Annotated in this window: 21 protein-coding genes; 17 read left to right on the top strand and 4 right to left on the bottom strand. The window is 55.1% G+C overall.

Annotation, left to right across the window (positions count from 1 at the left end; genetic code table 11):
* Nucleotide 1: 1 nt before the first annotated feature.
* From dprA to ACRQV7_RS09040, 15 genes are all read left to right on the top strand, one after another.
* Nucleotides 2-1,156 carry a DNA-processing protein DprA gene (gene dprA, locus ACRQV7_RS09110; protein ID WP_444657897.1) on the top strand — a complete coding sequence of 385 codons (1,155 nt, stop codon included), beginning with the start codon at nt 2-4 and terminating at the stop codon, nt 1,154-1,156.
* 137 nt (nt 1,157-1,293) lie between these two features.
* Nucleotides 1,294-3,375 carry a type I DNA topoisomerase gene (topA, locus tag ACRQV7_RS09105; RefSeq protein ID WP_444657896.1) on the top strand — a complete coding sequence of 694 codons (2,082 nt, stop codon included), beginning with the start codon at nt 1,294-1,296 and terminating at the stop codon, nt 3,373-3,375.
* Nucleotides 3,372-4,694, top strand: coding sequence for a methylenetetrahydrofolate--tRNA-(uracil(54)-C(5))-methyltransferase (FADH(2)-oxidizing) TrmFO (gene trmFO, locus ACRQV7_RS09100; RefSeq protein ID WP_444657895.1), 1,323 nt, complete (start codon nt 3,372-3,374; stop codon nt 4,692-4,694). Before topA ends, trmFO begins: the two co-directional genes overlap by 4 nt.
* 181 nt (nt 4,695-4,875) lie before the next feature.
* Complete coding sequence (plsX, locus tag ACRQV7_RS09095; RefSeq protein ID WP_444657894.1) at nt 4,876-5,910, top strand: phosphate acyltransferase PlsX; 1,035 nt, start codon at nt 4,876-4,878, stop codon at nt 5,908-5,910.
* A 31-nt stretch (nt 5,911-5,941) separates the two neighbouring features.
* A complete protein-coding gene (rnc, locus tag ACRQV7_RS09090) occupies nt 5,942-6,616 on the top strand; it encodes a ribonuclease III (protein ID WP_444657893.1) in 675 nt (224 codons plus the stop codon).
* Nucleotides 6,613-7,611: an elongator complex protein 3 gene (locus ACRQV7_RS09085; RefSeq protein ID WP_444657892.1), complete on the top strand. Its 999-nt coding sequence runs from the start codon at nt 6,613-6,615 to the stop codon at nt 7,609-7,611. Before rnc ends, ACRQV7_RS09085 begins: the two co-directional genes overlap by 4 nt.
* A gap of 13 nt (nt 7,612-7,624) precedes the next feature.
* The gene (smc, locus tag ACRQV7_RS09080; protein WP_444657891.1) at nt 7,625-11,203 is read left to right on the top strand and encodes a chromosome segregation protein SMC; all 3,579 of its coding nucleotides are present in this window, start codon (nt 7,625-7,627) and stop codon (nt 11,201-11,203) included.
* 16 nt (nt 11,204-11,219) lie between these two features.
* The gene (gene ftsY, locus ACRQV7_RS09075; RefSeq protein WP_444657890.1) at nt 11,220-12,140 is read left to right on the top strand and encodes a signal recognition particle-docking protein FtsY; all 921 of its coding nucleotides are present in this window, start codon (nt 11,220-11,222) and stop codon (nt 12,138-12,140) included.
* Nucleotides 12,137-12,721 carry an RdgB/HAM1 family non-canonical purine NTP pyrophosphatase gene (rdgB, locus tag ACRQV7_RS09070; RefSeq protein ID WP_444657889.1) on the top strand — a complete coding sequence of 195 codons (585 nt, stop codon included), beginning with the start codon at nt 12,137-12,139 and terminating at the stop codon, nt 12,719-12,721. Before ftsY ends, rdgB begins: the two co-directional genes overlap by 4 nt.
* Nucleotides 12,718-13,023: a YhbY family RNA-binding protein gene (locus tag ACRQV7_RS09065; RefSeq protein ID WP_275717531.1), complete on the top strand. Its 306-nt coding sequence runs from the start codon at nt 12,718-12,720 to the stop codon at nt 13,021-13,023. The genes rdgB and ACRQV7_RS09065 overlap by 4 nt, the downstream gene beginning before the upstream one ends.
* A gap of 24 nt (nt 13,024-13,047) precedes the next feature.
* Nucleotides 13,048-13,659: a nicotinate (nicotinamide) nucleotide adenylyltransferase gene (nadD, locus tag ACRQV7_RS09060; RefSeq protein WP_444657888.1), complete on the top strand. Its 612-nt coding sequence runs from the start codon at nt 13,048-13,050 to the stop codon at nt 13,657-13,659.
* Nucleotides 13,652-14,224: a bis(5'-nucleosyl)-tetraphosphatase (symmetrical) YqeK gene (gene yqeK / locus ACRQV7_RS09055; protein ID WP_275717527.1), complete on the top strand. Its 573-nt coding sequence runs from the start codon at nt 13,652-13,654 to the stop codon at nt 14,222-14,224. The genes nadD and yqeK overlap by 8 nt, the downstream gene beginning before the upstream one ends.
* Nucleotides 14,225-14,256: 32 nt before the next feature.
* Nucleotides 14,257-14,613: a ribosome silencing factor gene (gene rsfS / locus ACRQV7_RS09050; RefSeq protein ID WP_444657887.1), complete on the top strand. Its 357-nt coding sequence runs from the start codon at nt 14,257-14,259 to the stop codon at nt 14,611-14,613.
* 24 nt (nt 14,614-14,637) lie between these two features.
* Nucleotides 14,638-17,046: a leucine--tRNA ligase gene (gene leuS, locus ACRQV7_RS09045; protein WP_444657886.1), complete on the top strand. Its 2,409-nt coding sequence runs from the start codon at nt 14,638-14,640 to the stop codon at nt 17,044-17,046.
* 407 nt (nt 17,047-17,453) lie between these two features.
* Entirely contained in the window at nt 17,454-17,918 is a 465-nt protein-coding gene (locus ACRQV7_RS09040) for a hypothetical protein (protein ID WP_444657885.1), read from the top strand.
* Nucleotides 17,919-18,127: 209 nt separating this feature from the next.
* On the opposite strand, the gene ACRQV7_RS09035 is transcribed toward ACRQV7_RS09040, so the two are convergent.
* From ACRQV7_RS09035 to ACRQV7_RS09025, 3 genes are read right to left on the bottom strand one after another with little or no spacing between them, the layout of a single operon-like run.
* Nucleotides 18,128-18,577, bottom strand: a complete 450-nt coding sequence (locus ACRQV7_RS09035) for a hypothetical protein (protein WP_444657884.1) — start codon at nt 18,575-18,577, stop codon at nt 18,128-18,130.
* Between the two features lie 33 nt (nt 18,578-18,610).
* Nucleotides 18,611-18,883, bottom strand: a complete 273-nt coding sequence (locus ACRQV7_RS09030; RefSeq protein ID WP_444657883.1) for a DUF1294 domain-containing protein — start codon at nt 18,881-18,883, stop codon at nt 18,611-18,613.
* Between the two features lie 14 nt (nt 18,884-18,897).
* Nucleotides 18,898-19,266: a zinc ribbon domain-containing protein gene (locus ACRQV7_RS09025; protein ID WP_444657882.1), complete on the bottom strand. Its 369-nt coding sequence runs from the start codon at nt 19,264-19,266 to the stop codon at nt 18,898-18,900.
* A gap of 136 nt (nt 19,267-19,402) precedes the next feature.
* On the opposite strand from ACRQV7_RS09025, the gene ACRQV7_RS09020 reads away from it, so the two are divergent.
* Nucleotides 19,403-20,686, top strand: coding sequence for a glycoside hydrolase family 10 protein (locus ACRQV7_RS09020; RefSeq protein ID WP_444657881.1), 1,284 nt, complete (start codon nt 19,403-19,405; stop codon nt 20,684-20,686).
* 14 nt (nt 20,687-20,700) lie between these two features.
* On the opposite strand, the gene mtaB is transcribed toward ACRQV7_RS09020, so the two are convergent.
* On the bottom strand, nt 20,701-22,014 hold the full coding sequence (gene mtaB / locus ACRQV7_RS09015) for a tRNA (N(6)-L-threonylcarbamoyladenosine(37)-C(2))-methylthiotransferase MtaB (RefSeq protein ID WP_444657880.1): 1,314 nt from the start codon (nt 22,012-22,014) through the stop codon (nt 20,701-20,703).
* A gap of 129 nt (nt 22,015-22,143) precedes the next feature.
* On the opposite strand from mtaB, the gene ACRQV7_RS09010 reads away from it, so the two are divergent.
* Nucleotides 22,144-22,383, top strand: a complete 240-nt coding sequence (locus ACRQV7_RS09010; protein WP_444657879.1) for an HPr family phosphocarrier protein — start codon at nt 22,144-22,146, stop codon at nt 22,381-22,383.
* The last annotated feature ends 10 nt before the right edge of the window (nt 22,384-22,393 follow it).

Raw genomic sequence — 22,393 nt, 5'->3', positions numbered from 1 at the left:
AATGTCTGTTGACCAAAGGGCATACTGGGTGTGGCTGCAGCACGCGCTCGGCGCGGGCAGCTCCAAGCAGAACCGTATTCTTTCGGGTTACCGTTCTCTGAACGACTTTTATGCCGCCGGCGTGGAAAGCTGGCTGCTCGAGGGTTACTTTACGCAGAGCGAGCTGGGCAAGCTCGGCTCGTACTCCGTTCAGGACGCCGAAGCCCTGCTCGAGTACTGTGAGAAAATCGGGCAGCGGGTTCTTACGCCCGGGTGCGCCGGTTATCCCGGACCGCTCGGTGAGATTCATAACGCTCCGTGCGCGCTGTATGTCAAGGGGGCCCTGCCGGACTTCTCCGCGGTTCCCAGCGTCGCCATTGTGGGCACCCGCAAGGCGACCGCGACCGGAATCGCGACCGCGCGCAGCTTCGCTTTTGAGCTTGCCAAACAGGGAGCGGTGGTTGTCAGCGGCGGCGCGCTGGGCATTGATACGGCTGCCCACAAGGGCGCTTTGCAGGCCGGCGGGAAAACCGTCTGTGTGCTTGGCTGCGGCATCGACTATAATTACCTGATGGGAAACGCGTCCCTGCGCGAGGCCATCGCGCTTTCCGGCGCGGTCATTTCGGAGTATCCCCCGAACACGCAGGCCGTCAATTCCAATTTCCCGATCCGCAACCGCATTATTTCCGGCCTGACGCTGGGAACCCTTGTGGTGGAGGCCGCCGGGAAAAGCGGCTCGCTGATTACCGCGCAGTACGCGCTGGAACAGGGAAGGGATGTTTTCGCCGTGCCCGCCGGGATTTACAGTCCTGTTTCTCAGGGAGTGAACGGGCTGATTAAAAGCGGGGCGAAGCCCGTGTCCAACGCGGGCGAGATTCTGGAGGAGTACCTTTACCGCTTCCCCGGCCAGATCGATTTCAGGGACGAAAAAACGAACGTGATTTTTTCTCCGGAACCGGAGCCGGTACAGCCGTCGGCGGAACCGCCGGATGAAAAAGAATTTTCAGAGGACGCCGTGCTTTTGTATTCCAGCCTGACGGACTCGCCGAGGCATCTTTCCGAGCTGGAGCGCCTGACGGGCATTTCCGCCCCGCGGCTTCTGACCGCGGTGACCGAGCTGGAGCTTGCCGAAAAGATTCGTTCCCATTCCGGGCGCCGTTACAGCCTGCCGGTCTAAATATTGTTAAAAATTGCCGAATGCTCGGCAAGTTTTAAAAATGTTTAATATTTTATGGTAAAACGTTATAATATTGAATAAATTCTGAATTCCGGCAAACAAAAAGAAAATAAAACAGGACAGATGAGGTGGTTTTCATGTCAAAGCTAGTGATCGTTGAGTCACCGGCCAAGGCCAAGACAATTAAGAAATTTTTAGGCTCGGGTTACGACGTGATCGCGTCCATGGGACATGTACGCGATTTATCGGAAAACCGGTTGAGCGTTGACGTAAAAAACAATTTTAAACCGAAGTATGAAATTATCAAAGGAAAGGAAAAGCTGGTTCAGGAGCTGAAGGACAAAGCCGAAAAAAGCGACGGCATCCTGCTCGCGACCGACCCCGACCGCGAAGGAGAGGCGATATCCTGGCATCTGGCGTACATCCTCGGCCTTGATACCGAAAAGGACAACCGTATCACTTTTAATGAAATTACGAAAACGGGCGTTACCAAAGGAATGGAGAACCCCCGCAGTATCGATATCGACCTTGTCAACGCACAGCAGGCCCGCCGTATTCTGGACCGCCTTGTGGGCTATAAGCTGAGCCCGTTCCTGTCGCAGAAAATCCGCAGGGGCCTTTCCGCCGGGCGTGTGCAGTCCGTCGCGGTGCGCATTATCGTGGACCGCGAGGAGGAAATCCGCGCTTTCGTACCCGAGGAATACTGGACGATCGACGCAAAATTCGTCCCGCACGGTTCCCGCCGGGCCTTTGGCGCAACCTTTTACGGCGACACCAGCGGAAAGATCAAAATTTCGGACAAGGAACAGTCCGATAAGATTCTTGCGGAGCTGGAAAACGCGGAATACCGAATTGTCAAGCTGAAGAAAGGCACGCGCAAAAAGTCGCCCGCGCCGCCGTTTATTACCTCAACCCTTCAGCAGGAGGCTTCCCGCAGGCTGGGCTTTCAGGCCCGCCGCACCATGAAGGCCGCGCAGGAGCTGTATGAAGGCATTGAAATCGACGAAATGGGCGCCGTCGGTCTGATTACTTACATGAGAACGGATTCGCTCCGTATCTCCGAAGACGCGATCAAGGATGCGGGCGACTATATTCTGGAGCGCTGGGGCAAAAAATATCTGCCCGACACGCCGCGCCATTTTAAAACAAAAGCCGGCGCGCAGGACGGCCACGAGGCCATCCGTCCGTCCATGCCGGGGCTTTCTCCCGACAAGGTGAAGGACAGCCTGACGGGCGACCAGTATAAGCTGTATAAGCTCATCTGGGAACGTTTCATCGCCTGCCAGATGTCCAACTGCCTGCAGAGCACCACGCAGGCCGATATTCAGGCAAAGGACTATATTTTCAAGGCTTCCGGCTATACCGTCACCTTCGACGGCTTTACCGTGCTCTACGAAGAGGGCAGGGATGAGGAAGCGGAACGGGAAGGCTCTTTGCCGGTGCTGGAAAAGGATATGCTGCTCAAGCTGAAAGAAATCGCGGGCAACCAGCATTTTACACAGCCGCCCCCGCGCTATACGGAGGCTTCCCTCATCAAGGCGCTGGAGGAAAACGGAATCGGGCGTCCGTCCACCTATGCCGCGACCATATCGACGATTACGGGCCGCGAATATGTGACGCGCGAGGGCAAAGCCCTGAAACCGACGGAGCTGGGAGAAGTCGCGACCAAGCTGATGCGGGAGAAGTTTCCGAAAATCGTCAATATCAAATTTACCGCTCAGGTGGAAAATGATCTGGACAGCGTCCAGAGCGGAAAGACCGACTGGATTCAGACGCTCCATGATTTTTACGGGGATTTCGACAAGACGCTCAAGCAGGCCAAAGAGGACATGCAGGGCGTAAAGATTCAGCTCAAAGAGGACGAAACCGATATTATCTGCGAAAAATGCGGCCGCAGAATGGTCATTAAAACCGGCCGCTACGGTAAATTTATCGCCTGCCCGGGATATCCGGAGTGCAAGAACATCAAGAAGCTGGTGCAGGAAACCGGAGCGGAATGCCCCAAGTGCGGCGGCAAGGTCATAGTGAAAAAATCCAAAAAGGGCCGGATTTTTTACGGATGCTCCGAATATCCGAAGTGCGACTTCATCTCATGGGACGAACCGAGCACGGAAAAATGCCCGCGCTGCGGCAAGACCCTGCTGAAAAAGAAGGGAAAGCATCCGAAATACTACTGCATTACCCCTGACTGCGGCTACGAAAGAACGGAGGAAGAATGAGTATCAGAGTCGTCGGCGCGGGCCTTGCCGGCTGTGAGGCCGCGTGGCAGATCGCCCGGGCGGGAATCGCGGCCGAGCTTTACGAAATGAAGCCGGTCCGATATTCCCCGGCGCACCACAGCCCGGATTTTGCCGAGCTGATCTGTTCCAACTCCCTGAAAGCGGAGCGCGTGGAAAGCGCCGCCGGACTTTTGAAAGAGGAAATGAGGCGGCTGCATTCCCTGCTGATGCAGTGCGCGGACGGCTGCCGGGTGCCGGCGGGCGGCGCGCTCGCGGTTGACCGGGAGCGGTTCTCACAGGCCGTTACGCAAAAAATATCCGCTCACCCGCTGATTCATATCCACCGTGAGGAAATCACGGAAATACCCCGGGACGGGATCGCCGTGATCGCGACAGGACCCCTTACCGCGGATGCGCTTGCCGCGGAGATTGCCGCTCTCTGCGGCGGAAGCCTCAGCTTCTTTGACGCCGCCGCGCCGATCGTGTCCGCGGAAAGCCTGGACAGGGACAGAATCTTTGCCGCGTCCCGGTACGACAGGGGCGGGGACGGCGCATACCTGAACTGTCCGATGGACAAAGAGGAGTACGAGCGCTTTTACGCCGCCCTGGTTTCCGCCGGGCGCGCGCCCGTGCGCGATTTCGACGTCGCGGACCCGAAGGTGTACGAGGGCTGCATGCCGGTGGAGGTGATGGCGCAGCGCGGGGCGGACACCCTGCGCTTCGGCCCGCTCAAGCCGGTCGGCCTGCGCGATCCGCACACGGGCCGCCGCCCGTGGGCGGTCGTTCAGCTGAGGCGGGAGGACAGTCAGGGAACACGGTACAATCTGGTGGGCTTTCAGACCAACCTGAAATTCGGGGAACAGAAGCGCGTGTTCGGGATGATCCCGGGCCTTGAGAACGCCGAGTATTTCCGTTACGGCGTCATGCACCGCAATACCTTCCTGAATTCGCCAAAGGTGCTTTCCGCCGACTACAGCCTGCGCGAACGGCCAGCCCTCTTTTTCGCCGGTCAGATTACCGGCGTGGAGGGGTACATGGAATCCGCTTCGTCCGGCATCATGGCGGGAATCAACGCCGTGCGCCGCCTGAACGGGCAGGATACGCTGGTTCTGCCGGATACGACCATGATCGGCGCGCTGAGCCGCTATGTGGCGTACGGAAGTGAAACCGATTTTCAGCCCATGGGGGCCAATTTCGGCGTGATTCCGCCGCTCGAGCCGCACATCCGTGACAAAAAGGAGCGCTATGCCGCCTTTTCCGCCCGTTCCCTGCAGGAATTGAAAAAAATCATGGCAGCAAATCAACCAGGCCTTGTTTGATAAATAAAAAACGACGGGATTTTCGAGATGAAATTGTGCCGAGCAAGGAAAAAAGTGCAGGAATACGGTCCGTATTCCGAGCGCTTTTGACGCCGGGCGGCGCAATTTTAGCCGAAACAGACAAGTTCCTTGATTGTTCAAACGAGGCCTTGAATGAATGTCAAAAACAGAGGTGTTTCAAATGAAAATAATCGTTGATGCATTTGGAGGCGACAACGCCCCCCTTGAAATTCTGAAAGGCTGCGCACAGGCCGTCGCGGAGCTGGACGTCGATATTCTGCTGACCGGACGGGAGGAGGAAATCCGCCGGGTGGCGAAAGAGAATGCAATTTCCCTGAACCGCATGCAGATCATCGATGTGCCGGGCGTGATTACCATGGAAGAGCACGCCGGGGAAATCATGAAATCGAAATCCAATTCCTCCATGGCGGAAGCCCTGCGCCGTCTGGCCGCGGGGGAAGGCGACGCCTGTATTTCCGCGGGCAACAGCGGCGCTCTGGTAGTCGGCGCGACCCTGATCGTCAAAAGGATCAAGGGAATCAAGCGCGTCGCCTTTGCGCCGGTCATGCCGAAAAGGGAAGGCTGCTTTATGCTGATCGACTCCGGCGCGAACGTGGACTGCAAGGCGGACATGCTCCGCCAGTTCGGCGTGATGGGTTCCGTTTACATGCAGAAGGTCATGAATATCGATCATCCGCGGGTTGCCCTCGCCAACATCGGCACGGAGGAACACAAGGGCGGCGACCTTCAGCACGAAGCGTTTGCCATGCTGAAAAATTCCGGCCTGAACTTTGTCGGCAATATTGAAGCGCGCGATATCCCGCTCGATGCCGGCGACGTGATTGTTGCGGACGGCTTTACCGGAAATTCGATTTTAAAAACATACGAGGGTGTAGCCATCCTGCTGATGGGGAAGCTAAAGGAGATCTTCACGAAAAATTCTCTGAACAAGCTTGCGGCGGCGATTGTTTTAAAGGACGTCAAAACGCTCAAAAAGACGATGGATTACAACGAATACGGCGGCGCCCCGCTGATGGGCTGCGCCAAACCGGTGTTCAAGGCGCACGGCAGCGCAAAAGCCAAAACCTTCTATAACGCGCTCCGCCTGTTAAAATCCTATGTTTCCGGCGGCGTCGTCGACGAAATCGCAAGCTCCATTGAGAACTATAACAAGAATGCCGCAAAAGAATCCGGCGATGAAAACGCGGCGGAGTAAGGTAAGATTCGTTTTAACGGAGCGTGAGTTTATGAAAGAACTGGAAGACAAACTGGAGTACCATTTTAAAAATCAGCAGTATCTGAGAACGGCGCTGACCCATTCGTCCTATGCCAACGAAACCCGGGTGCCGGGCGGCAGCAACGAGCGGCTGGAGTTCCTTGGGGACTCGATTCTGGGGCTGGTGGTGGCGGATTACCTGTTTAAGCAGTTCCCCGACCTGCCGGAAGGCGATCTTACGAAAAAGCGGGCCGCGCTGGTCTGTGAAAAGGCCTGCTGCGGATTCTCCACCCAGCTGGATGTCGGGAAATTCCTGCTTTTAAGCCACGGGGAACAGAACTCCGGCGGCCGCACGCGTTCCTCTATCCTGGCCGACGCGTTCGAGTCCATTATCGCCGCGATCTATCTGGACGGCGGCATGGAGGAGGCCCGCAGGTTTATCCTTCGCTTTGTCCTGCCCCTGCTGCAGACGGCAAGGCCGAAAGCCTTCAAGGATTATAAGACCGCCCTGCAGGAGATCATCCAGCAGAATCCGGAGGAACATCTGGAATATGTGCTGACGGGCGAAAGCGGCCCCGACCACGACAAGCATTTTACCGTGGAGGTCCACCTGAACAGCAACGTCATCGGCAAGGGCGGCGGGCGCAGCAAAAAAGAGGCCGAGCAGCAGGCTGCCCGCGAAGCAATGGAGCTGATGGGTTATTGAAACATGCCAACGTAGCGATTTTCGTGCCCCACAACGGCTGTCCGCACCAGTGCAGCTTCTGCAACCAGCGCGCCATTACCGGCCAGCTGGCGCAGCCCTCGCCGCAGGATGTGCAAAACGCGGCCGGGATCGCGAAAAACAGCCTGCGCGGGAATACGAAAAATGCAGAGATTGCCTTTTTCGGCGGCAGCTTTACCGCGATTGAGCCGGGCTATATGGTTTCCCTTCTGGAAGCGGCGGCGCCTTTTGTAAACGACGGCACCTTTGCGGGAATCCGCGTTTCCACAAGGCCGGACTGTATTGACGAAGAGATTTTGAAGCTGCTGAAAAAATACGGCGTTACCTCGATTGAGCTCGGCGCGCAGAGCATGGACGACCGTGTTCTTCGGCTGAACCGGCGCGGACATACCGCGCAACAGGTCGCGGCGGCGGCGCGGCTGGTGAAATCCAACGGTTTTACGCTTGGGCTGCAGATGATGACCGGGCTTTACGGCGATACCGCCGAAGGCAGCGTGCTGACCGCGAGAAAGCTGGCCGCGCTCCACCCGGAGAATATGCGGATTTATCCGACCGTCATTATGCGGGGGACGGAGCTGGGTGACCGATATCTCGGGGGAGAGTACCGAACGCTGAATCTGGAAGAAACCGTGCAGCTCTGCGCCGGACTGCTGGATTTCTTCGAGGATCAGGGCATCAGGGTCATCCGCCTGGGACTACACAGCTCGCCGGAGCTGGAGCGGGACATGCTCGCCGGACCGTGGCATCCGGCTTTCCGGGAGCTTTGCGAAAGCGCGCGCCTGCTTCGCCGAATTTCCGCGTACTTACGGCAAAATCCGCAGTTAAAAGACAGTATTATGATTAAGGTGAACCCGAAAACGGCATCAAAGGCTGCGGGGCAGAAAAAGTGCAATTTGGCCGCTCTTGCGCAACTGGGTTACTGTGCAAAAATCGTACAGGACGCAGGCGTAGAGGAAAATTGCTTTACGATAGAATAATTGAGGTGAGAATATGCTGTTGAAGTCACTGGAAATTCAGGGGTTCAAGACATTTCCTGATAAGACAACTCTCAGCTTCGACCATGGTATCACGGCGGTCGTGGGCCCGAACGGAAGCGGAAAAAGCAATATCAGCGATGCTGTCCGCTGGGTTCTGGGCGAACAGTCCACCCGGGTGCTCCGCTGCACGAAAATGGAGGACGTTATTTTCAGCGGTACTCCCGTGCGCAGGGCACAGGGCTTTGCCGAGGTTACCCTGAACATTGACAATGCCCTTCGCCAGCTTCCGTTCGATGCCGACAATGTGGCGGTCACCCGCCGGTATTACCGCTCCGGGGACAGCGAATATTTGATCAATAAGGCCGCGGTGCGGCTGAAGGATATCAACGAGCTTTTCATGGACACCGGCCTTGGCCGCGACGGATACTCCATCATCGGACAGGGCAAGATCGACAGCATCGTGGCCGCCCGTTCGGAGGACCGCCGCGAAATTTTTGAAGAGGCCGCGGGGATTTCCCGCTTCCGTTACCGCAAGGAGGAATCCGAGCGCAGGCTGAATCAGGCCGAGGACAACCTCCTCCGCCTGAGGGATATTCTGACGGAGCTGCAGGACAGGGTCGGCCCGTTAAAGGAACAGTCCGAAAAAGCGCAGCAGTACCTTGCCTACGCCGCTGAAAAGCGTACGCTGGAAATCGGGCTCTGGCTCAATACGCTGGAAAAATCGGGCCGGGTTCTGCGCGAGCACGACGATAAAATCCTGATTGCCCGTGACCAGCATGAAACGGTGGAGCGGGAGCTTCAGGAAATAGACGAAAAAATCGAGCAGAATTTCAGGGAAGCCGGCGCCTGCACCGCAAAGGTGGATGAAATCCGCCAGGAAGCGGCCAGGCAGGAGGAGAACGCCGTCAAAAAAGACGGCGAAGCGTCGGTCCTGCAGAACGATATTCAGCACAACGAGGAAAATATCGGGCGTATCCGAAAGGAAATCGAGCAAAGCGCCGTTTCCAGTCAGGATATGGAAAAGGAAATCGATCAGAAAAAGACTCAGATTCGGCAGAAAACAGAGTACATAAACGAGAAGAATCGACTGACCCAAACATACACCGAACAATTGGAAGAACTCCGCCGGAGCATGAACGAAACCACCGGGAAAATCGACGGATACACGCGGGAAATTGCGGAATGTGCCAATCAGGCGACGGAAGCAAAGGTCGCGGAGATGACGGCGGTTTCCTCCATCACCGAAATACAGCTTCGGCTTACCGATATTGCCCAGACCGTCCGCGCCAAAAAGGAGCAGATGGCACAGCTTCAGAAAGAGTCCGGCGATTACGCGAAAATGCTTTCCGATACCGACGAACGGATCGGCGCGCTGACCAACACGGCGAAGGGCTACGAGCTGCGGCTGAATACGCGCCGCCAGCGGATGGAAGCGGTCAAGCAGCAGAGCGAAACGCTCCGTCTGGACGCACAGGAGCACGCGCGCAAGGCACACCTTCTGGAGGAGCTGGAGCGCAATCTGGAAGGCTTCTCCCACAGTGTCAAAATTGTGATGAAGGAAGCCGGGCGGGGGACCGTCGGCGGCATCCACGGGCCGGTTTCCCGACTGATCAAAGTACCTTCCGAATACGCCGTCGCCATTGAAACGGCGTTGGGCGCGGCCATGCAGAACATTGTCGTCGGCAATGAACAGGACGCGAAAAACGCGATCCGTTTGCTCAAACAGCGCGATTCCGGCCGGGCGACCTTTCTTCCCCTTACAACGATCCGGGGAAATGTCCTGCAGGAAAACGGCCTTGACGACTGCCCCGGCTTCGTCGGCATCGCGGGCCGCCTGTGCAGCTGTGATGAAAAATATAACGGGATCCTGAATTCCCTTTTGGGGCGCATTGCTGTGGCGGAGGATCTGGACAGCGCCGTCGCGATCGCCAAGCGCTACAACTACCGGTTCCGCATTGTTACGCTGGACGGGCAGGTCGTCAACGCGGGCGGTTCGCTTACAGGCGGTTCGCTCGCCAGAAACTCCGGACTGCTCAGCCGCGCGTCGGAAATTGAGCGCATCCGGGCACAAGCCGCTGAGCTTCAGAAGAAAGCGGAAGCCGCCGCCGCGGCGCTGAAAACCGCTTCGGAAGAGGTTTCTTCCTGTGAAGCGGAGCTTGCCGCAGCCAAAGCGGAGCTTTCTTCCGCGCAGGAAGAGCGTGTGAAAATCGATTCCGAGCACAGGCGCGCGCTTGCCGACCTGGCCGCCGTCTCCCGCGACTGCGACGCTTTGAACGAGGAAAACAAAACGGCCGGCGCAAGGCTCAGCTTTCAAAGAGAAGCGCAGCAGGCCGCGCAGGCCCGCTCAGAGGAAATCACGGAAAAGCAGGCCGCTTTACAGGCGGAGCTCAGTCAGATCAGCGGCAGCCGCACCGAGCTGAACCAGGCCAGCGACGAGCTCTCCGCGCAGCTGCAGGAAATCCGCATGGCCTGTCTCTCGGCGCAGAAGGACATTGAGTCTCTGCGGGCGGGGATCGAGGACATTGAACGCAGGAAACAGGACCACGAGGGCCGTACGGAAGCGCTGAACGAAGAGATCAGTGCCGTCCGGGCCGCCAGCGCCGCGCTGACCGTCCGTGTGGAGGAACTGAAAGAGCAGGCCGCCGCCCTTCGCGAAGCCGCGAAAAAATGCGGCGGGCAAATCGAAGAGCTGAACGCCAGACGGATGGAGTACGAACGCCTCTCCGCGGAAATGCGCGCGAAGGAGCATGAAAAATCGGCGGAAAAAGAAAAAATAGGTCATGAGCTTGCCCGTCTGGAGGAACGCAAGGCCAACCTTCAGAAAGAGTATGATGAAATAATCAGCCGCTTATGGGAAGAATACGAACTGACACGCCGGGAAGCGGAAGAGACGGGCGCGAAAATAGAAAATCCGGCGCAGGCGCAGAAACGCCTGAACGAGCTGAAAAATAAAATCAAGGCGCTCGGCTCCGTCAATGTGGCCGCGGTCGAGGAATACAAGGAAGTTTCCGAACGCTACGAGTTTATGAAGGCCCAGATCGAAGACGTCGAAAAAAGCCGCGACGAGCTCAAAAAGCTGATCGGCGAGCTGACGCATCAGATGCGCGGCCTGTTTGTGGAACGCTTCGGGCAGATCAACGCAAATTTCAAGCAGACGTTCCGGGAGCTGTTCGGGGGCGGTACCGCCGAGCTGGCGCTGAGCGCGCCCGACGATATTTTAAATTCGGGCATCGAAATCTCCGTACAGCCGCCGGGCAAGATCATCACGCATCTGGAGTCGCTCTCCGGCGGGGAAAAGGCGCTGGTGGCGATCGCCCTGTATTTTGCGATTATGAAGGTCAACCCGCCGCCGTTCTGCGTGCTCGACGAAATCGAAGCCGCGCTGGACGACGTGAACGTCGACCGGTTTGCCGCGTATCTGCGCCGCATGAATAAAAACACGCAGTTTATTGTGATCACGCACCGCCGCGGCAGCATGGAGGAAGCGGATGTGCTTTACGGTGTCACCATGCAGGACGAGGGCATTTCCAAGCTGCTGGAGCTGCATGTGTCCGAAATTGAGGCCAAGCTTGGCATGAAGGAACAACATTGATGAAGGAGACAATCAAATGGGCTTATTCTCAAAGATAAAAGAGGGATTAAAAAAGACAAGGGACAAAATGAGCTCCTCCGTGGAGTCCATGCTCCGCTCCTTTACCTCCATCGACGAGGAGCTTTTTGAGGAGCTGGAGGAACTGCTCGTCATGGGCGACGTCGGCGTGCCCACCGCGCAGCATATCTGCGACACGCTCCGCAAAAAGGTAAAGGAACAGGGCGTTACCGACCCGGAAGCGATTTACGGGATGCTGCGCGAAACCGTTGCGGAAATGCTCCGCGGCGGCGAAGAGCTGCAGATTTCCACCAAACCGTCCGTGATTCTGGTCATCGGCGTCAACGGCGTCGGCAAAACGACCACCATCGGGAAAATCGCGTCCCGGCTGAAGGGCGAGGGGAAAAGGGTCGTTCTCGGCGCGGCGGATACCTTCCGCGCCGCCGCCGTGGAACAGCTGGAGGTCTGGGCGCAGCGTTCCGGCGCCGAGCTGGTGAAGCAGCCGGAGGGCAGCGACCCCGCCTCCGTGGTATACGACGCGGTTGCCGCCGCCAAGGCCAGAGGAGCGGACGTGGTGATCTGCGACACGGCCGGACGGCTTCACAATAAAAAGAACCTGATGGACGAGCTTTCCAAAATCGGCCGCGTCATTGACCGGGAGCTGCCGGACGCGGACAAAGAGGTGCTGCTGGTGCTCGACGCCACCACCGGCCAGAACGCCGTGAACCAGGCGCGCGAATTCCAGAACGCGGCCGGAATCACCGGGATCGTGCTGACTAAGCTGGACGGCACCGCGCGCGGCGGCGTGGTGCTCGCCATCCGCGAAAATCTGGGAATCCCGGTCAAATTCATCGGAGTCGGGGAACAGGTCGACGACCTTCAGCCGTTCGACGCCGACGAATTTGCCGAGGCTTTATTTGCAAGGGAGAATCAGGAATGAAATTTGTCATGGCTACCCATAATCAGAAGAAGCTTCAGGAGCTCGAGCGCATTTTGATGCCTCTCCATATCTCCGTTTCGGCGCCCGATCTGCCGGAGGTGGAGGAAACAGGTACCACCTTTGCGGAAAACGCATTTCTCAAAGCGGATTCGGCCTGCCGGGAAACGGGGCTGCCCGCCGTTGCGGACGATTCCGGCCTGATGGTGGACGCTCTGGGCGGAGCGCCGGGCGTGTATTCGGCCCGGTACGCCGGGGAAGACGCAACCGATCTTGACCGGATCCATAAGCTGCTGGACGCGGTTAAGGATGTTCCGCGGGAAAAGCGTACGGCGAAATTCGTCAGCGCCATCTGCTGTGTTTTCCCGGACGGAACCCGGATCACCGCACAGGGCGAATGTGCGGGGACCATCGCGTTCGTTCCCGAAGGGGAGGGCGGTTTCGGCTATGACCCAATTTTTCTTGTCAATGGAAAATCCTTCGCTCAGCTGACCGCAGAGGAAAAGGATGAAATCAGCCACCGCGGCCGGGCGCTCAGGGCGTTCGCCGAAAAATTACGGAACAGGAAGGAAGAGAACGGATGATGACCAGTAAACAGCGCGCATTTCTCCGCTCCCTCGCAAACGATATCGACACGATTTTAATGGTGGGAAAATCCGGCGTCGGCCCGGACGTCGTCAAACAGGCGGACGACGCTTTGACCGCGCGGGAAATCCTGAAAGGAAAAGTGCTGGAGACCTCTCCCGTCCCCGTCAGGGACACCGCCGAACGGATTGCCGCCGAGACGGGCTCGGAAGTCGTACAGGTCATCGGTTCCAAGTTTGTACTGTACCGCAGAAACGAAAAAGAACCGAAAATCACTCTTCCCAAAGCGGCAAAAAAGTAATATGATATGACATAAGGTGGAAATATGCAGAAAATTGCCGTATTCGGCGGCACCTTCAACCCCATTCACAACGGGCATATGCATCTGGCAAAGCGGTTTGCAGAGCTGATCGGGGCGCAAAGGGTACTGCTGATTCCGACTTATCAGCCTCCGCACAAGCACGCGTCCAACCTTGCCCCCGGCAGGGACAGGCTTGCAATGTGCCGCCTTGCGTGCGAAGGGAATATTTTTGAGGTCAGCGACATAGAGCTGAAACGGAGGGGCCGCAGCTACACTGCGGACACTCTGCGGGAACTGAAAAAAAGAAACCCGGATTCCGAGCTTTACCTGATTACCGGCGAGGATATGTTCCTTACCCTGAAGCACTGGTACGAGGCGGAAACGATTTTCAGGCTGGCTGTTCTGTGCGCGGCCCCGCGCGGCGGCGACGGACTGCGTTCCCTTTTGGACTACGCTGAAATTCTGGAGAGGGAAGGGGCGAAAACCTTCATCCGGAATATTGAATATCTTCCTATTTCGTCAACAATGATCCGCAATGCGGTTCAGGATGGGAAAAGCATCTCGGAGCTTGTCCCGCCGAAGGTTGCGGATTATATAGCGGAAAATAAGTTGTATTTGGAGCAGGAAAATGAATAAAATCGATTATGAGGCGATTATAAAGCCGTTTCTCAGCCAAAAACGGTATGATCATTCCCTTTGTGTCCGCGACGCTGCGGTGCGTCTTGCAAAAAAGTATGAGGCCGATGTGGAAAAAGCGGAAGTTGCCGGAATTCTTCACGATATTATGAAGGACGTTCCGCCCGATGAACAGCTGAAAATGATGATGCGCTACGATATCATCCTGACCGATGTGGAGCGCAGCGCGCAGAAGCTGTGGCACGCAATGCTCGGCGCGGCTTATCTGGAGAAGGAACTGAAAATCACCGACGCGGAGATTTTAAATGCCGTAAGGTATCACACGACCGGGCGGGCCCACATGACCCGGCTGGACAAAATCATCTTTATCGCCGATTTTATTTCCGCGGACCGCGATTACGACGGCGTGGAGGCTCTGCGCAGGGCCGCCGACGTCAGTCTGGAACAGGCGATGATCGAAGGAATGGTTTACACCATTCAGGACCTGACAAAAGACTGCCGCGCCATCCATCCCGATACGATCGCCGCTTATAACGAGGCGGTTCTGAAAAATAAATACAGTTAAATAAATACAGTCAAAAGGAAAGGTTGTTGTGTATGACGTCACTGGAACTGGCAAAGGAAACGGTTAAGATTTTGGATGAAAAGAAAGCCATGGACCTGAAGATCATCGGCATTAAGGATATTTCCGTGATTGCGGATTATTTTGTTTTTTCGACCGGTACCAGCAGCACTCACGTCAAGTCGCTTGCGGAAGAGGTCGAGTTCAAATTAAAGCAGCTCGGCGTCAGCCCGGAGCACGTTGACGGCTACCGTTCCAACTCCTGGGTGCTTCTGGACTACGGCAATGTTATGGTCCATATTTTTACGGCGGACGCGCGCGAATTTTACAATCTTGACCGTCTGTGGCAGGACGCGGAAAAAATCGACATTTCCGATATTGTAAAAGAATAATCAAAATATAGGAGCGAAGGAAAGATGAAATACGATCACAGGTCAATTGAGAAAAAATGGCAGGATAAATGGGAAACAGCAGGCGTTTTCCATGCCTCCAACGCCAGCGGCAAACCGAAATATTACGCGCTGATAGAATTCCCCTATCCGTCCGGACAGGGGCTTCACGTCGGTCACCCGCGCTCCTACACGGCAATCGATATCGTTGCGCGCAAGCGCCGCCTGCAGGGCTACAATGTCCTGTATCCTATCGGCTGGGATGCCTTTGGTCTGCCGACGGAGAATTTTGCCATCAAAAACCATGTGCATCCGGCGGAAGTGACAAAGAAAAATATCGCCCGCTTTAAGCAGCAGCTTCAGTCCCTCGGCATCTCCTTCGACTGGTCGCGGGAAATCAATACGACCGATCCCGATTATTATAAATGGACGCAGTGGATTTTCCTACAGCTGTTCAAGCACGGCCTTGCCTACAAGAAGGAAATGGCCGTCAACTGGTGTACTTCCTGCAAATGCGTGCTGGCCAACGAGGAAGTGGTCAACGGCGTCTGCGAGCGGTGCGGCAGCGAGGTCGTCCGCAAGGTCAAATCCCAGTGGATGCTCAAAATCACCGAATACGCCCAGCGCCTGATCGACGACCTTGACCTTGTCGACTACCCCGACCGTGTCAAGGCGCAGCAGAAGAACTGGATCGGCCGCTCCACCGGCGCGGAGGTGGATTTCACTGCGACGACGGGGGACAAGCTCACCGTTTATACCACCCGGCCGGACACGCTTTACGGCGCGACCTACATGGTCGTTTCCCCGGAGCATCCTATGATTGAAAAATGGGCCGACAGGCTGAAAAATATCGATGAGGTGCGCGCTTACCAGAGCGAAGCCGCCAGAAAATCCGACTTTGAGCGCACGGAGGTGGCCAAGGATAAAACCGGCGTCCGCCTTGACGGCGTAGCGGCCGTCAATCCCGTTACCGGAAAAGAGATTCCGATCTTCATTTCCGATTACGTGCTGGTTTCCTACGGCACGGGCGCCATCATGGCCGTCCCGGCGCACGATACCCGCGACTGGGAGTTTGCGAAAAAATTCGGTCTGCCGATTATTGAGGTGGTCAAGGGTGGCGACGTGGAAAAGGAAGCCTTTACCGACTGCGCGACCGGCACCATGGTGAATTCCGGGATTCTGGACGGCCTGACCGTGGACGAGGCCAAGAAGAAGATCACCGATTACTTAACGGAAAAGAAGCTGGGGCACTCCAAAGTGAACTTTAAGCTGCGCGACTGGGTCTTTTCGCGTCAGCGCTACTGGGGCGAACCCATTCCGGTCGTTTACTGTGAGAAGTGCGGTTATGTTCCGCTGCCGGAAAGCGAGCTTCCGCTGCGGCTGCCGAATGTCAAATCCTACGAGCCGACCGACACCGGCGAATCTCCGCTGGCGCACATGACGGACTGGGTAACGACTACCTGCCCGCACTGCGGAGGCAAGGCGAAGCGCGAAACGGACACCATGCCGCAGTGGGCCGGTTCTTCCTGGTACTTCCTGCGTTACATCGACCCCCATAACGACAACGCGCTTGCCAGCGAGGAAGCCTTGAAATACTGGATGCCGGTCGACTGGTACAACGGCGGTATGGAGCATACGACGCTCCATCTGCTCTACAGCCGCTTCTGGCACAAATTCCTTTACGACATCCATGTGGTGCCTACGCCGGAGCCGTACGCAAAGCGCACCAGCCACGGCATGATCCTGGGTGAAAACGGCGAAAAGATGAGCAAATCCCGCGGCAACGTCGTCAACCCCGATGAAATCGTCAGCGAGTACGGCGCGGATACCATGCGCCTTTACGAGATGTTTATCGGCGATTTTGAGAAAGCCGCCCCGTGGAGCTCCGCGGGCATCAAGGGCTGCCGCCGCTTTGTGGAGCGCTACTGGAATCTTCAGAATATTCTCTGTGAGGAGAAGGGCGTCAGAAAGAGCCTGGAAATTTCCTTTAATAAAGCAATCAAAAAAGTCGGAGAGGATATTGAGGCGCTCAAATTCAACACCGCCATTGCCACGCTGATGGCGCTGATGAACGATATTGCCGACGCGGGCTCCATTACCCGGGATGAGCTCAAAATTTTCACCGTTCTGCTCAATCCGTTTGCGCCCCATGTAACGGAAGAGATGTGGGCGCTGATGAAGTTCGACGGCGCGATGGCCTGCCAGCAGGCGTGGCCGGAATACGACGAGGCAAAATGCACCGAAGACACTATCGAAATCGTTGTCCAGGTCAACGGCAAAGTGCGCGCGCACCTGAGCGTCGCGGCGGATATTGCCAAGGATGCGGCGGTTGCGGCAGCCAAGGCCGACGAAAAGATTGCCGCCGAACTCGGCGGGAAAACCGTTGTCAAGGAGATTTATGTCCCCGGCAAGCTGGTCAACATCGTGGTAAAATAATTGTATATAAACAAATAAACGGCACCGGTAAAACCGGTGCCGTTTATTTGTTATATTTGTTTGTTCCGGAACCGAAATGGCATACTGTATAAAAAATTGGGAAACGATTTAGACGACATCACAAATTTAAAAAAGTTTGGGAAAAACTGTAACAAAACACGGTTTGAATCGTTATATCTATAGGAACGCAAACGGACTTTCCTGATTCATTGCGTTCCTTATGTCGGATTTTCAGAGGGATAGCCGATCGGCATGAAATGTGTGGGCAAATCATACACATTGTGTTGGCAATACCGGATTAAGCAAAAGAAAGGTCGATAGAGTTGCCGAAGCTTTTAAAAAACAGAAATGCATCCGGTGAAAATAGTCCACCCGCTCCGGTGCCGTTTATATTGTTTGGGTTCGCGATGTTCATTGTAAATATCATCCAGTTCAGCTACCGGGTCTATTCCCGTCAGGTGTATTTGGCGCTGCTGTCGCTCCAAAAGCAAAGCGTCAAGTCGCCGGAGCTGGACAGTCTTTGGAAAATAATCGGTTATACGGCGACGGCTGTCGAGATCGGTTATTACCTTATCGGAATTGCCTTTTTCATCTGGATAGGATATCAGATGATCCATTCCAGAATTCAGATTCATCAGGTGTTTCTGTATACTTTTCTGATGTATGCTTTTTCCATTTTGATTTTTCTGCCGCTGCAGATCAATTATCTGGAAGGCAATCTCCTGTCGCCTGTTTTTATTTCCTTTCTTCTTTCTTTTGTACAGATATTCTTTGCATGGACAAAATGCAGGCGGACAAATTCCGTATTGAAGGAGATAAAAGATCAACCCGTTTCCCGTCCTGCGGACGACCGAAAAACAGTGGGGTGGTAATCGCATGAACAAAAAGTGTCACATCCTGCTTTTCGTAAAGCATATTTGCGAACCGGCTGTTTTTATACTGCTTACCATCGTCAACCTTTTCGTTCTGAAAGCGATGGACCAAGACCGTGTGTTTTATTTCCATCCCTATAGAGTGATCATTGTACAGGTAGTCATTCTGTTTCTATTTGGAATGTTTATAAATGCGATTAACAAAAAACTTATTTTTCGCTTTGCTCTTTCCTATTTAGCAGTTTCTTTGCTGTGTATTGTGGCCATACTACTTCTGTATGTATTCTATGCGTCTCTTCCACAATTTTTTGTTCAGAATTTGAATACCATTCAATTGTTTCTGTCTGTCTATTCCGGGGCAAATTTCCTTTCTGCTTTTTATGGAGAAAAATCCGATTTGAAAATGTAATCTGGTTTTCCGCTGCAAATCGGTTGTCAGGAAGCCGGGCATTGTCCGGAACAAAAAAACAAGCAGGGGCTGTTGCAAAAGAATTTGCAACAGCCCTTGAAATTTTTATAAGGATGGATGCCTGCTTTTCTTTTTTACCCAGGCACGAATCTGAGGAAAGCGAAAGATTTTTGAACCGACCCATCTCAGCACGCGCGAATATAAAATTCCCAAAAACAGCAGAGCCGCAACGAGCTTTAACGCAGCCCATATGTCCATGATGGAAGCCTTCTTTCCTACGGTATCATCTGAAAAACAGGTAATACACAAAACAAATCTGCATCGTAATGATCATCGGAATGCCAAACATAAATTTCTTATGCTGGGTTTTATGCCGGATCGCGTACATGGTGAGCAGCATGGCGGGGGATCCGCCGAGCGCCGCAATCAGGAGCAGGGTGTTTTCCGGAACGCGCCAAAGGTGCTTTTTTGCATTGTGCTTGTCTGCCGCCGTCAGGATGACCGCGATAAAATTAATAATAATTAAGTAGCAAATCCAATATATATAATTAGGCATGTCTTACGCCTCCGTCAGAGCAGTCTGGAGCCGCAGTTGGGGCAGTACCGGCTGTTGGGGTCCACCGCGCATCCGCAGCTCGGACAGGTTTTCCGGCTGGCACCCTGCACGACATACATTCTTTCCGGATTGATTTCAGCCGCGGGGTCTTTTTCAATGCGCCTGCCTTCGTCCTTTGCCAGTTCGTACACGGTACCGCAGTTTGGGCAGGTGACGAAGTATCTTTTCCCGAAACGGAACAGCGGAATAAAGAAAAGCGTGAACTGCTGAAACGTATAGGTAACCGCGGCCATCGCGCCGCCGCCGGAACAGCAGGGGAGACAGCCGCATCTCCGCAGGCCAAGGTCGTGCGCGCCGCTGGTTACTCCGATGATGAAGAACATCACACCGCCCCCAATCAATGCATTTATTAAATTGTATCGTACACTATCCGGACAGTTCTGTCAAATACATGGTTGTTGAAATTGAAAAAACGTCACAAAATCGGGGAAAAGCCACAATTGGAAAGGATGGGTTTCTATGGTAATCAAGCTTTTTAACCGGCACAGTATTTTTATCTGCGCCTGCATTCTGGCAGGAGTCATCGCGCTTACTATGCTGGTCAATATCGGGCATAACCGGTTCAGGGAACAGCCCTCCCCGGCGTCCGGGGGGGATCCGTCTTCCACATCCGCTTCGGCGCCGGCCGCGACCGGCGCCGCCGTTCCGGCCTCCTCCGACGAAATGCGGGCGGTATGGGTGCCGTACATGAACCTGAATATGAGTCAGGAAGAGGACAAGAGCGAAAAAGTCTTTCAGAAAAAGTTCGACGCCATTGTCGCCGGGGCAAAAAACTGCGGGATGAACACGCTGATCGTCCACGTACGGCCGTTTGGGGACGCTCTGTACAAGTCGGCCTACTTTCCGTGGAGCCATGTCGTCGGCGGAACACAGGGGGTGGACCCCGGTTACGATCCGCTTGCTTACATGGTTACGGCTTCCCACAAGGCGGGGCTGAAAATTCAGGCATGGATCAATCCGCTGCGCATTCAGGTGTCCGGAACGCCGTCCATTCTGGCGCAGGGCAATCTTTATAATACATGGAAAAGCGACGCTTCCAGGGCGGGCTGGGTCGTGGACAGCAACGGCGGGAAATATTACAATCCCGCCTACCCGCAGGTGCGCAAGCTGATTGCGGACGGCGCGAAGGAAATCGCGCAGAATTACGATGTCGACGGGATTCAGTTTGACGATTATTTCTATCCGACGCAGGACGGCTCGTTCGATAAGAGCGCCTACGACGCGTACTGCGCTTCCGCTTCCAAAAGCGGCACGCCGCTCAGTCTGCTGGAGTGGCGGCGCGGCAACATCAACGCGATGGTTTCACTGGTCTACAGCGAAATCAAGTCGGTAAAGCCGAACCTGCCGTTTGGAATCGCCCCGCAGGGGAATGTGGAGAACGACATGAACATGGGCGCGGACGTCGCCTCCTGGTGCAGCGCACAGGGGTATGTCGATTATATCTGTCCGCAGCTGTACGTCAATTTTGAAAATCCCGTTCTTCCGTTTGACACCGCCGCCCAAAGCTGGCGCAAAATGGTGGTGAACACCAACGTAAAACTATATCTGGGGCTTGCCGTTTACAAAAGCGGCTCCGACGCCGACAGCGGCACCTGGAAAAAATCGAACAATATCCTGGCGCAGCAGGTGGAGGTCGGCCGAAAAACCTCCTGTGACGGGTTTATGTTTTATTCCTGGGATTATCTGAACAGCGACCAGACAAAGGAAGAGGTGCAGAACGTCATGAAGGTGCTGAATTCGTAACGCCCGGCTTTGGATTATTTTTCACCTATTAACTGCTGTTTCTCTATTTCGGCAAGGCAGCAGTCGCTCAGTGCCTCCGTAATGCGGGCGGGAATAATTTTCCCGCTCAGGCTTTTGCCGCTGTGCGCTTTAACCGGCGTGTAGTTTTCGGTGTAGCCCTCATAGACATTTTTATCGCATTCCCGCTCGAACAGCACCGGCTCGGTCAGCCCGATCTGTCTTTGGAAAAACGCTTCCTTGGTCTGCTGCGTCGCTTCGATCATCAGGCGGCTGCGCTGTTCCTTGACCGCCTGCGGAAGCTGGTCGGGCGCGTCGTTGGCTTTTGTGCCGGGACGGCGGGAATAGGCGAAAACATGCACCTTCGCAAAGGCGATTTCCCGGGCAAAGGCCAGCGATTCCTGAAACTCCTCTTCGGTTTCGCCGGGGAACCCCACCATGATGTCGGTGGTGATCGCCGCGTTTTCAAAGGCCGCGCGCAGGTTTTTTACAATCGTCCGGTATTCCTCTGTGCTGTAATGCCTGTTCATGCGCCTCAGCGTGGCGTCTGAGCCGCTTTGCAGGGACAGGTGGAATTGGGCGCAGAGCTTTTCCTGCCGGCTCAGACGGGCGATGACATTCTCGCTCAGCTGTTCGGGTTCCAGGGAGCCCAGACGTACGCGCGCGACGGAATCCGGTTCGCAGGCGGCTTCGACCGCGTCGCAGAGATGCAGGCCGAGATCCTGCCCGTAAGCGGACAGGTTGATCCCGGTGAGAACGATTTCCCGGTATCCGTTCGCGGCGATTTCCGCGATTTCCTTTTTCAGTTCGTCCATCGGCTTGGAGCGTACCCGCCCGCGCGCATAGGGGATGATGCAGTAGGAACAGAAGCGGTTGCAGCCGTCCTCGATTTTAATAAAAGCGCGGGTGCGCTCGAAAAAGCTGCTCACGTTCATCGACTCAAAGCCCGGGGCCTTTTCATGGGGAACAATGTCCACCACGCGCTGACGCGAGGAAAGGTATTTCAGGATGTCGGGCAGAAGCGCCGCGCGGTTGGAATTGCCCAGCACAATGTCCGCGTCGTGCAGCCCGGCGGCCGCTTCGGGGAAGGCCTGCGGCATGCAGCCGGTCAGGACAAGGACCGCTCCGGGGTTCTTCCGTCTTGCCCGGTGGAGCGTCTGGCGCACCTTATGGTCGCTCATGGCGGTGACGGTGCAGGAATTGATCAGCACCACGTCGCTTTCCTGTGCGGCGTCGCATACGGTAAATCCCGCAGAGACAAGCTGGGACAGCATTGCCTGTGATTCGTACTGGTTCACCTTGCATCCAAGGGTAATAACAGAGACTTTCATTTCTTCACCTTTTACAAATTTAGATATTTAAAATTACTTATTGACATAATGTATGGCTATATTAAATATTGAAAAAATTCCTTCCGTGCTATATCATGAGTAGTGAATTTTGTAATACGGAGGTATCATATGTATACAACTTCTATTTTACTTTCCAGCATTGAGGCTGTCAAAAAGTTTGTAACTCTGACGAACAGCTATACCTTTCCGATTAACCTGAGTACAGATAGATACAAAATTGACGCGAAATCAATTATGGGAGTATTTAGCCTGGATCTGTCCAAGCCGATCACGATCGAAGTTCCGGGTGAGGAAGGAAAAGAATTTATCTCCCAGCTTGAACAGTTTAAACCGCAGACACAAAACTAAATCGATGATG

It is taken from the genome of Caproiciproducens lactatisolvens (genome assembly GCF_052443335.1).
Classification (GTDB): domain Bacteria; phylum Bacillota; class Clostridia; order Oscillospirales; family Acutalibacteraceae; genus Caproiciproducens.
The sequence above is the reverse complement of the archived record's forward strand: the minus strand, read 5'-3'. Positions and strand labels throughout refer to the sequence as shown.